Raw genomic sequence first — 14,075 nt, forward strand, 5'->3', positions numbered from 1 at the left:
AAAGGAGCTGCACTCTTTTTTCGTGCTTATCAGTATTTGCAGGGAATGTGGATATTTGCCAAGTCCTGGGATCCACAGACCTCCGATACTGATCTAGGAATTGTGTTGCGGCAGACTTCAGACCAGTCGGTACCTTCGAAACGCAGTACGGTATCAGCCTGTTATCGCCAGATCATCGGGGATTTAGTGACAGCGGCAGGAATACTGCCTGAACTCGCTGAATCACCTATGCGTCCTTCAAAAATAGCCTGCTACGGAGCATTGAGTAGAGCCTATCTCTCTATTGGAAAGTATGATAGTGCGTTCTACTACGTAGATAAAGCCTTAGCAATTAAGAATGACTTAATAGATTACAACGATTTTTCTTCCACAGATCTGTTAAAACCTTATCCTTTAACTCGTTTAAACAAGGAAACCGTTTTTTATGCTCAGCTGACAACATCCTACCCTAATCTACATCCCAGTTATGGTCTGGTGGATACCACGCTGTATGCCAGCTATGGGGATAATGATATTCGCAAAGCACTGTTCTTTAAAGCTAGAAATGGATTCCATAGTTTTAAGGGCAATTATACTTCCGCTTTCAACCTATTCGGCGGAATAGCCGTCGATGAGCTATTTTTAATACGGGCGGAAACTAATATCCGACTGGGAAATGTCGATCGTGGTTTGGATGATCTCAATACCTTACTGATGAAACGAATAAAAAAGGAAGAATTCACTTCATACGTCGGACTTAACCAGGAGGATGCGCTCAGGTTGATAAAGAAAGAAAGGCGGAAAGAGTTACTGATGCGCGGGCTGCGATGGATGGATATCAAACGCTATAATAAATATGATGGCGAAAACCTTAGGTTGCTGCGATATATAAATGGAACCAAGTATGAGTTGGAACCTAATTCTAATCGGTATGCTTTACTTTTGCCTAATGATATTATTCTTCTGACAGGAATGGAACAAAATCCCTTGTAAAATTTAATCGAATGCCCCGGAAGTGATCCCCGGGGCATTCTTGCAGTAGATTTATTTTTAGACTGCATTTCCAAGCCTATAGCTTATTGATTGGCGATATAGGTTGGCTGCTAGGGTCACTTGCCGCCGTATTTTTCGACGGAATGAATTGCGAACCAACTGCGTTCGCATTCAAGGTAATCCTGCTTGGATTTAAAGAACGAGAACCGGGGGTACCCGTAAGATCGGAAGCGTCGGCCTCCATGGCACAGGCTGCATTATTTCCAGACCCGCAGTCCTCATCATTTGTTTCTTCAGTCCAAAGTGATTGATTTTGCACATCTGAAGAAGAACTGGTGCTTCCGTGGAAATAAAGCGTCACAGGAGCTAAACTTTTTCCTGTATAAGCCTCAGCACCTTTAAATGCTGAGAATCCGATAATCATGGCTCCGCCTAATATCATGTAGCCATAATTGTTTAAAAATTTGGTTAGCATAATGCTACCCTCCTTTCTGTATTGCAAGCCAATAATTGATTAGTAAAGTTGTTGGCCTGCAAACTTTTGGTAAATAATTGTTGTCGGTACGGTTCTGTGTACCGATCGTATCTGTATGCCAGGCTGCCTACTATAGGCCTACTGACGGTGTCATATACTGGAGCATGGTCTATGCTGTCTGGCATATGCCACATATCTTTTGATTTTGTACCGCGGATATCCCGATAGCTGATGGCGCCGATTGCTATAAAGGCAATCAGAAATAATGCTATGCTCTTTTTACCTGTCATTACTCGCTCACTATATTTGGCAACTTTGGGAGGCAACAGTAATCCCGCTATAGAAAGCCCAAGAATCACGATATTTATCAATAGATGCGCAGTCCAGGAAATACGGCTCAGAAAGCTTGTGCACATACAGGGTTTTTGTGCATAAACATTGAATACGCCTAATCCAATATAGATCGTAAAAACGATGATCAATAGGGTGGAGGCTCTCCATCCCCAGGCACGCAGCCTTGCTAGTGGCATGGCCAGGAGTATCCCCACACCGATTTCCATAAGCGGAAGTGACCAAAAGAGTATTGGAGCCAGATCACTGATTACTGGCTGCTGCTCGAGGGCGATCCGAAACGCGCTCAGCTGCCAGATCTTGTCCATGCCTACATAGATCCAAAAGAGGATCATTATGCCCCTAAGGATTTTATACATTATGCTGCTTGTTTTATTCGCTTCCATAGCTTTAATTATTTGTACTGTGGTATTTATTATTTCTTTCCGCTGTTTTATTATTTCCGGTTGCGGTTTTATTATTTATGCTTAGTTTAGGCTAACTATTTGTATTTCCCTTCTAACTATTTATATTCCGGTCGTAATTATTTGATTTGACCAGTTTACTATTCATGTTGTGCTCATCTTAATTATTTGTATTGCCGTGTTTATTATTTTTGAATGGGCTTTTATTATTTCTGTGCTTCTTTAAAAACAGGGCGCCGTACCTGCCCCTTCATGAGGTACAGCGGCCTGCCTGAGCGTCAGCTGCTACTTTCTCGTACGCCTTAAATCAAAGGTAGCCCAGATAATAGCGCAGTGTAGGGGTGGTATTTGAGTCTTGTCAAGGTTGCAAACAGGCTTTAAATAAATTTCAGGAAAGGGAAGGGGTACTATGGGCGAAATGGTTGGAAATATGTTGGTAGGGGCGATCGGGTCTGGAAATAGTCTCGGCCACTATTTATGGCAGTGTTAGAAGGGACAATTGTAGGGGTACTCGGTGAATACCCCTACTTTTTATGATTTTTCTTTTTTTACCTTTTTAAATCGGGAAATAGCTCGCGTAGTTCAGCCTGCATATTGTTTAATGTCCGGAGAATACGCACAGCAGCAGCATATTCCACACTTTTATCCATTTTCGTCAGGGTATGTGGCGTCAGCAAGATACCTTCTTTGGTCTTGATGAGTTTTGAAAACTCCGCAGCGACCTCCTTTTTCTCAGACGAACGTGTAATATTGGCTTTTACGCACAAATGTAACCAGAGCTTGAGCTCCTTGCCATTGAAGTTGCTATGTATAAATTGCTCATCATCTTTTTCTAATGATGTCTGCTGAGACTGGGATAGCTCCGTCTGCATATATTCGCACATCAGCTTCAGGAGACTACTGCGGTTACTATCGTAGGCAAAGCCCCGTATGCAGGAAAAATGTTTTGGAAACCGCAATAAATCTTCCATAAAGATGGGATCGGTCTGATAAAACTCCTTCCAACGATTGAAAAATCCCATGTGGTTAAAATTGAAATTGATCATCAGGATCAGAAAACGGCAATGCCAGTTTTTTCTTTGCCGGTTATCTTTGGCCAATTGCCTTAGTGCATCCAGCAACTGTATCAAATAGTCTTGATGACGGTATTGGATATAAGGGATCTTGCCCTCCTCAAATAGGCTGTCTATGGCTGAATGAATTTCATGAAGGTAGACCAGCGGAATATTTTTTTTAGCCAACTGTTCAACAAGAGCAGGAAGACGACTGTAGACATACGTACTGATCTTGTCTTTATAGTGCCCGGGTAAGGTTGTAGCGGGATCGATATCATTTTTAAATAAAAACTCAACACGCTCCAGCAGTTCCTCCATTGCAATTAGTGCACTCCGGTCTTCAATATCCTTCTCCGTACAGAATGCTGTCAGTTTTTGGTGTAGCCGGAGCAATTGTATATGATATAAACGTACCGTATTACTGGTGCTCTCGACTTTGCTGGCCTCTCTGTGGGCTTGCAGTGCTAAAGGAAAATTGTCCGAACAGGCTACTGATATACTATATAGCCGTGAGGGTATCTCCATCTGATCGACACGATACAGTGTCTCAATCATCAGGGTGAGCTGATATAGACTTACAATCATTTGTACCTCCTTTTGATATCTTTGTGGTACCAAGGCCAACCATATACACCGGGATGGAGCTGGAGATTGAGCTTATCGCCTTCTTTTGCTTTTTCATAAAGTTTAGGATGTACGTCCATCGGTAGCTGATATTGTCGCCCTTCGTAAGAAAAAGAAAGTAGGAGCTCATGGATATCACAGCACAGAGGACATTTCTGAACGACAACAGCCGTAATCTGTACATTCTTGGCGTCCGCTGTATGCTGGCAATTATTGAGGATCAGAACCATGCGGATATACCAGGTACAGGCAATAAGCATAATGGGAAACTGGACGGTATATAGCTTTAAGATATTCACGTGCTTGAACAGAAGAACATTAGCTGCGGCACAACACAGTAGCGCGGCAGGAAGGGCATGTATAAAAGCTGGTCCAAAGGGCTGTGAGCTGAGCAGTAGCTCATAGGGCATACGGTCAAATAGTGCAATGCTACTGATCTGGATACAGATAAAGAAAACAAAGAATAACTGGAGTACCACGCTTTGATTACGGATCTCTAAAAAAGGTATAAATAGTACAAGGACACCTATGCTATATACTCTTAATGGGAATGTTGGTGCAATGAATAGACCATATAGGGTAACGAGGACTGCTACACAGATCAGGATGTAATTGCGGGTGAACCGTTGTATCGTTGGCTTTGGGGTTTCCATACGCATGGCTTTTAATATCAGTAAATTGCTGTATGCTAAAATTACCTATAAAGGGGCTTATTCTGCCTGAAGATCATCTTTATTTCAACAAGCACATGTTTTCTACATTAAAGGATGTCTTTTTGCAACGAAGGATATTATCTGCACAATAAAGTACTCAATTTTCCTGTTTTAGCGTATTTTATTGACTTGCAAAAACCAGGTATGGGGGTAGTATTTCTACTTTTGTGGACTGATTATTAAAATATTGACTAAATTTATAATATAAATTCCTATTTGAAAGAAATTTTTGCTGGATTAAAATCTAACCTATTTTTTAGCTATGAGATCGGTAAGGGTTTTTGTCCTATATATATAAACGGAGATTATGGAAAGGATCCAACAGGTCAAGTATTCAAAAGATACGGAGGTGCATGTGCATTATCCGGATTTTATATGGGTATGCATTGCCTCGGTTCTTTTCGGGGGGATTTGTTGGTATATTGGCCACATCGCTGCGCTGTCGGACTGGTTTGATGATAGTCCCTTGATCTTGAGTTATCTATTTTATGTGATGATCATTGCTGTTGCGCTCTTTTATACGCGCAGGGTGATCAAGCTATTGGACAAGCGGAAAAGCTGGCTGCATAATTTTGGTGATCGTTTGGGGGCACAGTTCTTCTTTTGCGTTTTGTTGCCTACGATATTTTTATTTGCAATCATAAGACCCGTTGCCCCGCCCAAAAGCGAGTGGATATGGCTACCGCTCCTGGTGATCTTGGGCGGGATGTTGTTTTTTAATATGGGCTATGCGATCTTTTTTTATTCGTCTGTGTATCGCAAAAGGGAGACTTATGTCAGGGAACTGGAAAATCGAGTGGAGCATCTGGAACAAAAATTTTCAGAGGATAAAGAGCCGCAATCGGCACATTTGTCCGACAATCAGCTGGATGAAGAAGAGCCTTCCAAAACAGATGAGCACGAAAAAGAAGGGGATATGACCGAAGAAATTGATCTCGTACTGTTGAAAGGAATGGATACGCTTGAAGAAGAATTTTTGCTAAACAACAGATATCTCACAAAAAAGATTATGTACAATGAGCTAGGTATATTTTTATTCGAGAAGACCAATAATACGCCGATCGTCAAATTATTTTTGAATAGCGATATGAATGCGGGAATAGGCTGTGAGCAACGTAGTCTGAACGAGATTGTGCGCGATACACACGGCTTTGTACAGAAAATAGACCGGCATCACGCGATCCCCTTGGATATGATTAAGGCCTGTTATCAATTGAAGGGCGGCCGGCTTCGGATTATTTTGCATGTACCGTTTGGAGATACAGACAGTTTTGTGGTTTCGTCGACCATCTCGCGTAGGATAAAAGACTGGGTAATGCTTCAGGTACCTATTGAAAAGGATAATAGTACAAATCAATAATATAATATTGGCTATGGAAAATCTAAAAGGTAACACTTGGAAATGCCGTGCCACGGGTAAAGTAGCATTTCCGTCGTTGATCGAAGCAAAATGGAGGATAATCAATTTTAAATTCATGACACGCATCAGGAATAAAGACGGCAAACGTGTCAAACATCGCATGGGCAAACCGGCTTGCAAAAGGGCTTACTATTGTAAATTTTGTAAGGGTTACCACATCACCAAATGGGATAAAGGTCATTTCAAAAACTACAAAAATGTAGTGGTGACTTGGGATATTTCAGCTGTAGCCAATGATTGGAACTATTTATTGGAATAGTGTGAAAGTTTTCTGCTCGTGTCACCTGCAAATGAAAAAAGCAATGTTTGCTAGTCAACTAAGGAAATACTCCTCGAATTTTAATAAATTAGATTTATGAGATATTTAGTAGTCCTATTGTTAGGCTTGTTCACCTGTTATTCGGCCGTTGCTCAAAATCAAGCAAAGGACAATCCAGCTGGTAACAGTGAAAAAACTTATGTACTGGTTACAAATAAGATCAATGGTGATTTTAATTACAAACTATTGGATGATTTTGAGCAGGCTTTCTCTGGCTTGATCAAGGAAAATAATAGTAGAGAGTTAATATTTAACCCGATAAATGGCAAATATCATTATTACAAATTTATTGCTACCTACAAGGCTAAAGGCTTTTCGCCAGATCCAGCCAATGTCAAGCCGGAGCAAACCTTTCATAATATCTTAATCATTAAAACAGATGACCAGCAAAAGATAATTGACGGGTATCATTTTGTACTGGAATGGGGCGAAAAACCAGTATCCTATCCATTATTTAGGATCAAAGCTACAGGCATAACATTGCAGGATGGCTTATCATTGAAGCCGTTGAATCTAAAAAGAGTGATGGACGATACGGATTTTGATAGCGATGGAAAAATAAAATTATCAGGAAGGTAAAGTTTTAAAAAAAGACAAGAATAATTTAAAAAGATCGTATGGAACTGGATAGCCTTTACATCAAGATTCAAATAGAAAAAGCGAGATTGAACGAGTTTTTTGCTGCACAGCCAATTTCCCCTAACTATGATGATAATTGGTCACAATGGTGGGAGAGTCGGCAGATGTACAGTAAAACAGCTTTGGAAATTATTCCAGGTTATTCACAAGCACGCAATCGTGAAGTATTCGATAACTTGCTTAAGGACAGGTTTTATGGTGCTAAGGAGCATTATGATGAGGAAAAACAACACTGGACATTCGCCGCGCTGAATTTCAGTGAAAACTATCATGAAATATTACCGATGCTGGCTCTTTTAAAACAACTGGAGGGCTATGCTTTGGATGGTTTTGCCTTGATTTTTGACTGGATGTGGGGTGGTGATACGGTCATGGCTTATGTCGACTTTAAGGAGGGATATGCCTTGCTCGAAACGGTTACCGAACCCTATGAGATTGAACTCAGACGATTTGAAGAAGCTACGCAAAACTTGCAGGCGCTTGCCGAAGAGCTGGGATCGATGTAGCAAACTCGTATTATACGCAGTTTGTTATTTAGTGCCGATGGTATTTTATGAAAAGAAAAAAGACAATTATGGTTATCCATAAGTTAATAACAGCTAAGTTGTTCCTTAAAGGAGGCAATTGACCGAATATCAGCTAACTGTCTTTAACTTACCGATTATTATCTTCTGCGATGATTTCGTGTATCTCATAACATATTTTTTGTATTGATTTTGTAAAATAGCTCTATTAATATACTTCATCTATTGCAGCCTGTGCCTGAAAGATAATCCTGCCGCCTTTGGGTACATAGAAATCTTCGAATATTTTTCGGCTGACCGACTTAGGTTCAAAATCCAATGCAAAGAATAGAATCAGAAATCGGTCAATGGTAACGGCCGAGAGGCAATTTGTAGCTTTAGCGGCTCTTGCACAGTCTTCTTCTTTGAGATCTAGATCTTCCTTGGAAGGAAGTTCATAGACGACGACAGTGGCTTCCTGAGATTGATCTTTTGGGTTGAGGTAGCTTTTGGAATACCGAATTCTGACCTTCTCCAGTCCGGCATCACCCAAAAATCCGTCGTTGGCCAGATTTTCTGTATTCATGGCCCCTTCTAGCTCTTTGGTTAAATATCTGAATTTAACCTTGTCAAAAAACAGTTGGGAAAGCATTACAGTATCCCGTTTTTCCTGAGTCTCCAGATTTTTTCGCGTAGTTTCCTGACAGGCCAACTGTGGTAAAAGGAACAATAGACTCATCCCTAGGAGTAAATAGCTTATACCTTTGCTCATAATGACGAATGTTGATGAATACAATTGAATAACAGTACCGTTTAATAAGTAGACAAAATACAAAATTATCCGAGAGCTGCACTACTTTTTACCAATGTAATGTCGCAGCCGGTCCATCTTAAAATTTTGAAATTTAACTATAGTAACCAGCCTATAGTAAAAAACATCATTTTTTCATCGCTCAAGACGCAAGTGAATTCCCTTCAAATAGTTAACATCCCATAAATCATAACCGGAGAATTTGTAATTTGTCAATTTTAACGTAAGTTTGGTTTCAGGTTCTGACTAACGAATGTATTGCCACACAGATTTATCGGATAAAGAATTGATAGCCCTTGTTTTAAAAAAAGATGAACAAGCGTTTGGCCTCCTTTATGAACGATATTTCCCGCTTTTATTTATCTATGCAAATAAAATTATATCTGATGAAGAGGTGGTCAAGGATATTCTTCAGGATGTATTTGTTTCACTTTGGTCAAAAACGCGACTAGAAATAAACACGAGCTTTTCTTCTTACATCTATGCGGCCGTACGTTTCCAGTTATTCGACTATATCGACAAGCAAAAGGTTAGACAGGGCTATGCGGATTCGCTACAGCATTTTTTAGATCGGGGAGAATACGCGACCGACAACTACCTCCTCGAAAAAGAACTGCAACAACAGATCGAAAAAGAAATCATGAATCTGCCGCCCAAGATGCGCGAGATATTTATCCTGAGCCGTCAGGAAGAAAAAAGCTATGAAGAAATTGCGAGACAAAGCAATGTTTCCCTAAACACAGTACGTAAACAGGTCAGTAACGCATTGAAAATCATGCGTTCTAAATTTACATCATTATTTTTTACTTTTTTTTAAATTCCATCTACTACTTTTTTCCGCTTTAACCTACATATAACAAAGAAACGTATTAAACCTTTGTTAACATGAAGACCAAAAACGCAAAAGAAATTCTTGAACGTTACCGCCAGGGCGCCTGTTCCGAAGAGGAGAAATCTTGGGTAGAAAGCTGGCATCTTCAACAACTCAAAGAAAGCCAATATACAGCAGATCCGGAGGATATAAAGCGTATTCAGGGAGAGGTAAAAAATAGAATAGACTCCGATATCCACTATCACATCAAGAGGATAAGAAGGAAGAGTCAGATTTTGAAAATAAGCGCAGTTGCAGCGTCCTTAGTTTTAGTGCTAGGTATCAGCTACTTATCTAGGAGACAGTCCAATACGACAGCTATCGTGCATGATACGTTGCAACAGGCTGATATCCAGCCGGGGGGCAACAAAGCTGTTTTACTGAGCAGTGACGGAAGTACCATCCAGTTAAGTGAGCATAGTAATACCATCCTCGTAGGCGCAAACATCCGTTATGCTGATGGTCCGGACTTACGCCAGAATTTGGATACCACTTCAATATCCGCAGCCCCCATATTTCATACACTCCAAACCCCGAGGACCGGAGCATACAATATCGTACTTGCAGACGGAACGAAGGTATGGCTTAATGCCTATTCCTCCTTAAAATTTCCATCCAGATTTGACAGCAAAGAACGCGTGGTCGAATTACTTGGTGAAGCTTACTTTGAAGTGGCCCACAATAAAAAGCAACCCTTTAAAGTACGCAGCAAGGAGCAAACCGTAGAAGTACTGGGTACACATTTCAACATATCCGCTTACGCATCCGAACCCACGGTAACCACGCTATTAGAAGGCGCTGTCAAAGTAAATAGGATGGCCAATAACAGTTCGGTCTTGCTCAAACCCGGTCAACAGAGTACAATTAAGGAAGATACAAAACAGATACAGCTAGCCCATATCAATACCGAGCATGCTGTAGCCTGGAAGAACGGCTACTTTAATTTCGATAACGAAACCCTGCCCAGTATCCTAAATAAGATAGAGCGCTGGTACGATGTTGAATTCACGTATGAAAAGACGCCTTCCGCGAAGACCTATATTGGTGCCGTATCCCGATCGCGCAACCTGTCCGCTGTACTACGTGCACTGGAGGCTGCGGCTGATGTTAAATTCAAGCGTACAGGACGAAAGATTGTCGTCATATCCTAACCAGATAAAGTAAATACTAACCTTAATAAAGCAGAAATCATGAAACAGCCACCCTAATAAAAACTAAAATTGGGTCATAAAAAAACCGAATGTGCAGCGAACACATCCGGTAGATTTTTGGGCCCCAATTATTAATTCCAACAAACTAACAATAGCATCTAACCCAAATTACTCAAATGTATGAATTTTTACCTTGAAAAATGGAGGGGGACGCCTGTCTATATCCTCCGCAAAACGCTCGTCGTGATGAAACTAATCATTGTGCTACTGACATTCGGCCTTTGCCAGGTATATGCCAGTGGCTTTGCTCAAAAAATAACACTAAAAGAAAAAAATGCTTCTTTAGAGCTTATTATCAATAAAATCCGTAAACAAAGCGGCTATGATTTTATTGGCGATGCACAACTAATCAAAAAAGTCAATGGGCTCAACCTAACCGTAAAAGATGCTCCGCTAGTTGACGTCCTAAACCAGATCTTTAAAAATACCAATATTATGTATCGTATAGATACGGATATTATCGCATTAAAACCAAAGACGGAGACTGCAGCCACTATGCAGCAGTTGGTCATCCGAGGGCGGGTCGTTAATGAACATTTGGAAAATCTATCCGGTGCTTCCATACGCGTGATTCAGAGTGATATAACGACTACAACAGGCAAAGACGGCACGTTCAGCCTACAAGTACCCGATCGGGATGCCATGATTTTGGTATCCTACGTCGGTTATGAGCCCCTCACCCTCAAAGCCAAAGAATCCATGGGGCTGATCCAGCTGACCCCAAGTTTATCGACACTGGAAGGTGTTGATATCACAGTCAGTACAGGCTATCAGACGATGTCCAAAGAACGGGCTACAGGATCATTCAGCCAAGTCGGACAATCGGTATTGAGCAAACGCCCTACATCCAATCTTTCCAGTGCGTTACAAGGTACGGTAGCCGGTATGCAGGCCAAGGAAAATGAAGACGGCAGTGTAGACTTTCTGATCCGGGGCAATAGCACTCTCTATGCCGATAGTAAACCCCTGATCGTGGTCGATGGCTTCCCGATATCGAGTAGCAACTTCTCGGATATCAACCCCAACGATGTCGAATCCGTCACTGTACTTAAAGACGCGGCTGCGGCATCCATCTGGGGTGCACGTGCCGCCAATGGTGTGATTGTTATTGTCACCAAAAAAGCAAAAACCGACAACAGACTCATGATCCAAGGAAGTGCATTTTCCAGAATATCGCGAAGACCGGATCTAAACTACATCCTTACCCAAGCCAATTCGGCCGATCAGGTTGCCTACGAACGTAAGGCTTATGAAAACAACTGGGCTTTCTACCCTTATGCGAATTCGTTTGGAGATATTACCAACTCGTTGACGCTAGCGCAAGAAGCATTATATGCCAATCAATATGGCACAATGTCTACAGCCGACATGAATGCTGAGCTAGACAGATTGAGCAAAATCGACAACCGGGGGCAGCTCCGGGACTTGCTAACGCAAAGAGCTGTACTCAATCAATACAATGTCAATTTGCAGGCCGGAAACGAGCGTATACGCAACTACACTTCGGTTCTCTATGAAAACAGTAAAGGTTCTTTTCAGAAAAACGGTTATGACCGTTTCAACCTGAATTTCAACAATGATTTCAACATTACCTCTTTCTTAAAGTTCAACTTGGGCGCCAACCTGCAGTACAAAAAACAACAATACGGCGGTGCTACCATTGCCGAAATAGAGCAACTATCACCTTATGAACTTCTATTGAACCCAGACGGTAGCTACGGGGTCAATCTAAAAGACTATAACCGCGAGCAGCTCGGACTTATCCCGACCGAAAAATTCACCTATTCGGATTGGTCGTACAATCTACTACGCGAAGTACGTGGCCGCGATTTTACTGACGAACGCATCAATGCCCGTGTACAGACCGGACTTAATCTAAAGATTATTCCGGGCCTTACTTTCGATACCAAGTTTCAATATGAGCGTAACAAGATCGATCGCGAGCGTATCTATGATGAGAGTACCTTCTACGTACGTAGTCTGATCAATAGTAAAACAGAGTACGACGATGACACCAAGACCGTAGGTAAGGCTTACATCCCTAAAGGCGGAATCCTGAGACGTGGAATGATACAGTACGAAGATGGTTTCAACGCTGAGGAATTAGGTCAGGAGGACATACAGAGTTTTGTCTTTAGGAATCAATTGAATTTTGACCGGGTTTTCGGTTCTGATCATCATATCTCGGCTATCGCGGGTATGGAAGTGTCACAGTACCTGACCAAAGGCACTATAAACCCTACTGTATACGGTTACTATGGTGATAAGCTTCAGGCAACTACACCGCCTTACGGTTATGGTAGCGCAGTAGACCAGTTTACCGATTTTGAAGGTTCGCCAACGACCATTCCAGGGGGCAATACAACATTCAGATGGCAGAAAAACAAGTTCATCTCCCTTTATGGAAATGGGGCCTATACCTATCTTAGCCGTTATACCGTATCTGGAAGTATCCGGAGCGATGCGTCCAATTTCATTACAGACGATCCCAAACTACGCTGGTCACCGTTGTGGTCTGTAGGTGCCAAGTGGAATCTCGCCAAAGAAAACTTTATGGCCGCGCAGGACTATGTAGACCGCCTAGAGATGCGCCTGACCTATGGTAAAAACGGCAACATGGAAAATTCTACTTCGACAGCGACCTTGCTCAATGTCGGTGGGAGCTTAAATCCCTCTACAGGAACCATTACCGCCACCATTGCTGACAATGGAAACCCAAGACTGCGCTGGGAAAAAACGGCTTCGACCAACTTTGGAATCGACTTCTCTTTTTTCAAGAGCAAGTTTTTCGGTTCAGTGGATCTATACCACAAAAAGGGCTCGGGCATTATTGGACAGATTGCCCTGCCTGCAGCAACCGGAACCAAATCGCAGAAATTTAACAATGCCGAGATCACAAACAAAGGATTTGAGCTCGCTTTGGGTACCAATTTAGCGATAGCCAAGAATATTCAGTACAGTACAAATTTCAACTACGCTTACAATGCCAACAATATTGATGCGCTGTACAATCCGTCGCTCTACACCTATCAGTTGATCAATAGGACTTTCGTCGAGGGTCGCCCCGTAGGTGCGCTATATGCTTTCGACTACATTGGTATGATCGACGGTGTACCGCATGTAGCCGGACCAAACAATAGCCAGCAGACATTTAATGATGTCTCTATTTACAATAGAGGTTTAGGGCTTCCCTTCCTCCATTATATGGGTACCGACGTACCGCCACATACACTGGGCTGGACCAATACTGTACAGGTAGGCAACTTTAACATCATGTTTATCCTATTGGGCAAGATGGGGGGAGTATACCGCAACCCTACGTTCAACTACGCTGCACTTGTAGGGTCCGACAAGACTTTCGTCAACAAGTATGTTAATGAAGTGCTTGCTGGAAATCCTAATATCCCAGGATTTGCACTGCCTGATGAGACCAACCTATACCTCTGGGACCGCTACAGTGAGGCATTGAGCAGCCAGGTGGAGAAATCATCTTATATTGAATTTAAAGAGCTTAGCTTAGGATATAAACTGTCCAACCGCTGGACAGAAGCCATCCGCTTGAACAATGTCAACCTTTTCGTACAGGCCCGTGACCTTGGCTTGATCTGGCGCGCTAATACTAAAAATTACAACCCCGATTGGTTACCGGGCACGATGCGTCCTACACAGAGTTATACATTCGGTATCAATTTTCAATTTTAACAACA

Annotated in this window: 13 protein-coding genes; 8 read left to right on the forward strand and 5 right to left on the reverse strand. The window is 42.0% G+C overall.

The annotated features are described in order from the left end of the window. The coding region (locus tag HMAT_RS24185) for a RagB/SusD family nutrient uptake outer membrane protein (RefSeq protein ID WP_104385412.1) at positions 1-972 on the forward strand (972 nt) is incomplete at its 5' end. 76 nt (positions 973-1,048) lie between these two features. Here the strand turns inward: HMAT_RS24185 and HMAT_RS24190 are convergent. The 4 genes from HMAT_RS24190 to HMAT_RS24205 all read right to left on the reverse strand — a co-directional run bounded on the left by HMAT_RS24190 (position 1,049) and on the right by HMAT_RS24205 (position 4,534). Next, complete coding sequence (locus tag HMAT_RS24190; RefSeq protein ID WP_104384052.1) at positions 1,049-1,447, reverse strand: hypothetical protein; 399 nt, start codon at positions 1,445-1,447, stop codon at positions 1,049-1,051. Next, positions 1,441-2,157: a MauE/DoxX family redox-associated membrane protein gene (locus HMAT_RS24195; protein WP_158656106.1), complete on the reverse strand. Its 717-nt coding sequence runs from the start codon at positions 2,155-2,157 to the stop codon at positions 1,441-1,443. The genes HMAT_RS24190 and HMAT_RS24195 overlap by 7 nt, the downstream gene beginning before the upstream one ends. A 593-nt stretch (positions 2,158-2,750) precedes the next feature. After that, a complete protein-coding gene (locus HMAT_RS24200) occupies positions 2,751-3,842 on the reverse strand; it encodes a hypothetical protein (RefSeq protein WP_158656108.1) in 1,092 nt (363 codons plus the stop codon). Then, positions 3,839-4,534 carry a hypothetical protein gene (locus HMAT_RS24205; protein WP_158656110.1) on the reverse strand — a complete coding sequence of 232 codons (696 nt, stop codon included), beginning with the start codon at positions 4,532-4,534 and terminating at the stop codon, positions 3,839-3,841. The genes HMAT_RS24200 and HMAT_RS24205 overlap by 4 nt, the downstream gene beginning before the upstream one ends. A 367-nt stretch (positions 4,535-4,901) precedes the next feature. On the opposite strand from HMAT_RS24205, the gene HMAT_RS24210 reads away from it, so the two are divergent. The 4 genes from HMAT_RS24210 to HMAT_RS24225 all read left to right on the forward strand — a co-directional run bounded on the left by HMAT_RS24210 (position 4,902) and on the right by HMAT_RS24225 (position 7,478). Beyond that, positions 4,902-5,954 carry a hypothetical protein gene (locus HMAT_RS24210; protein ID WP_104385416.1) on the forward strand — a complete coding sequence of 351 codons (1,053 nt, stop codon included), beginning with the start codon at positions 4,902-4,904 and terminating at the stop codon, positions 5,952-5,954. Positions 5,955-5,967: 13 nt separating this feature from the next. Further along, on the forward strand, positions 5,968-6,273 hold the full coding sequence (locus tag HMAT_RS24215) for a hypothetical protein (protein WP_104385417.1): 306 nt from the start codon (positions 5,968-5,970) through the stop codon (positions 6,271-6,273). 96 nt (positions 6,274-6,369) lie between these two features. Then, positions 6,370-6,912 (forward strand): hypothetical protein, encoded by a 543-nt coding sequence (locus HMAT_RS24220; protein ID WP_104385418.1) that lies wholly within the window; start codon positions 6,370-6,372, stop codon positions 6,910-6,912. Positions 6,913-6,950: 38 nt separating this feature from the next. Next, on the forward strand, positions 6,951-7,478 hold the full coding sequence (locus HMAT_RS24225) for a hypothetical protein (protein WP_104385419.1): 528 nt from the start codon (positions 6,951-6,953) through the stop codon (positions 7,476-7,478). 226 nt (positions 7,479-7,704) lie between these two features. On the opposite strand, the gene HMAT_RS24230 is transcribed toward HMAT_RS24225, so the two are convergent. Next, complete coding sequence (locus HMAT_RS24230) at positions 7,705-8,247, reverse strand: hypothetical protein (RefSeq protein ID WP_104385420.1); 543 nt, start codon at positions 8,245-8,247, stop codon at positions 7,705-7,707. A gap of 292 nt (positions 8,248-8,539) precedes the next feature. Here HMAT_RS24230 and HMAT_RS24235 point away from each other — a divergent pair, with 292 nt between their 5' ends. The 3 genes from HMAT_RS24235 to HMAT_RS24245 all read left to right on the forward strand — a co-directional run bounded on the left by HMAT_RS24235 (position 8,540) and on the right by HMAT_RS24245 (position 14,070). After that, positions 8,540-9,103, forward strand: coding sequence for an RNA polymerase sigma-70 factor (locus HMAT_RS24235; protein WP_104385421.1), 564 nt, complete (start codon positions 8,540-8,542; stop codon positions 9,101-9,103). Between the two features lie 68 nt (positions 9,104-9,171). Next, positions 9,172-10,308, forward strand: a complete 1,137-nt coding sequence (locus tag HMAT_RS24240) for a FecR family protein (RefSeq protein ID WP_104385422.1) — start codon at positions 9,172-9,174, stop codon at positions 10,306-10,308. Between the two features lie 180 nt (positions 10,309-10,488). Further along, complete coding sequence (locus HMAT_RS24245; RefSeq protein ID WP_104385423.1) at positions 10,489-14,070, forward strand: SusC/RagA family TonB-linked outer membrane protein; 3,582 nt, start codon at positions 10,489-10,491, stop codon at positions 14,068-14,070. Positions 14,071-14,075: the final 5 nt, after the last annotated feature.

This window comes from Sphingobacterium sp. HMA12 (genome assembly GCF_002933815.1).
Lineage (GTDB): Bacteria > Bacteroidota > Bacteroidia > Sphingobacteriales > Sphingobacteriaceae > Sphingobacterium.

Coding starts and splice junctions, on each gene's coding strand:
- HMAT_RS24240 (WP_104385422.1), top strand. CDS start 9,172: ATGAAGACCAAAAACGCAAAAGAAATTCTTGAACGTTACCGCCAGGGC.
- HMAT_RS24215 (WP_104385417.1), top strand. CDS start 5,968: ATGGAAAATCTAAAAGGTAACACTTGGAAATGCCGTGCCACGGGTAAA.
- HMAT_RS24235 (WP_104385421.1), top strand. CDS start 8,540: ATGTATTGCCACACAGATTTATCGGATAAAGAATTGATAGCCCTTGTT.
- HMAT_RS24230 (WP_104385420.1), bottom strand. CDS start 8,247: ATGAGCAAAGGTATAAGCTATTTACTCCTAGGGATGAGTCTATTGTTC.
- HMAT_RS24245 (WP_104385423.1), top strand. CDS start 10,489: ATGAATTTTTACCTTGAAAAATGGAGGGGGACGCCTGTCTATATCCTC.
- HMAT_RS24220 (WP_104385418.1), top strand. CDS start 6,370: ATGAGATATTTAGTAGTCCTATTGTTAGGCTTGTTCACCTGTTATTCG.
- HMAT_RS24190 (WP_104384052.1), bottom strand. CDS start 1,447: ATGCTAACCAAATTTTTAAACAATTATGGCTACATGATATTAGGCGGA.
- HMAT_RS24195 (WP_158656106.1), bottom strand. CDS start 2,157: ATGTATAAAATCCTTAGGGGCATAATGATCCTCTTTTGGATCTATGTA.
- HMAT_RS24205 (WP_158656110.1), bottom strand. CDS start 4,534: ATGGAAACCCCAAAGCCAACGATACAACGGTTCACCCGCAATTACATC.
- HMAT_RS24210 (WP_104385416.1), top strand. CDS start 4,902: ATGGAAAGGATCCAACAGGTCAAGTATTCAAAAGATACGGAGGTGCAT.
- HMAT_RS24200 (WP_158656108.1), bottom strand. CDS start 3,842: ATGATTGTAAGTCTATATCAGCTCACCCTGATGATTGAGACACTGTAT.
- HMAT_RS24225 (WP_104385419.1), top strand. CDS start 6,951: ATGGAACTGGATAGCCTTTACATCAAGATTCAAATAGAAAAAGCGAGA.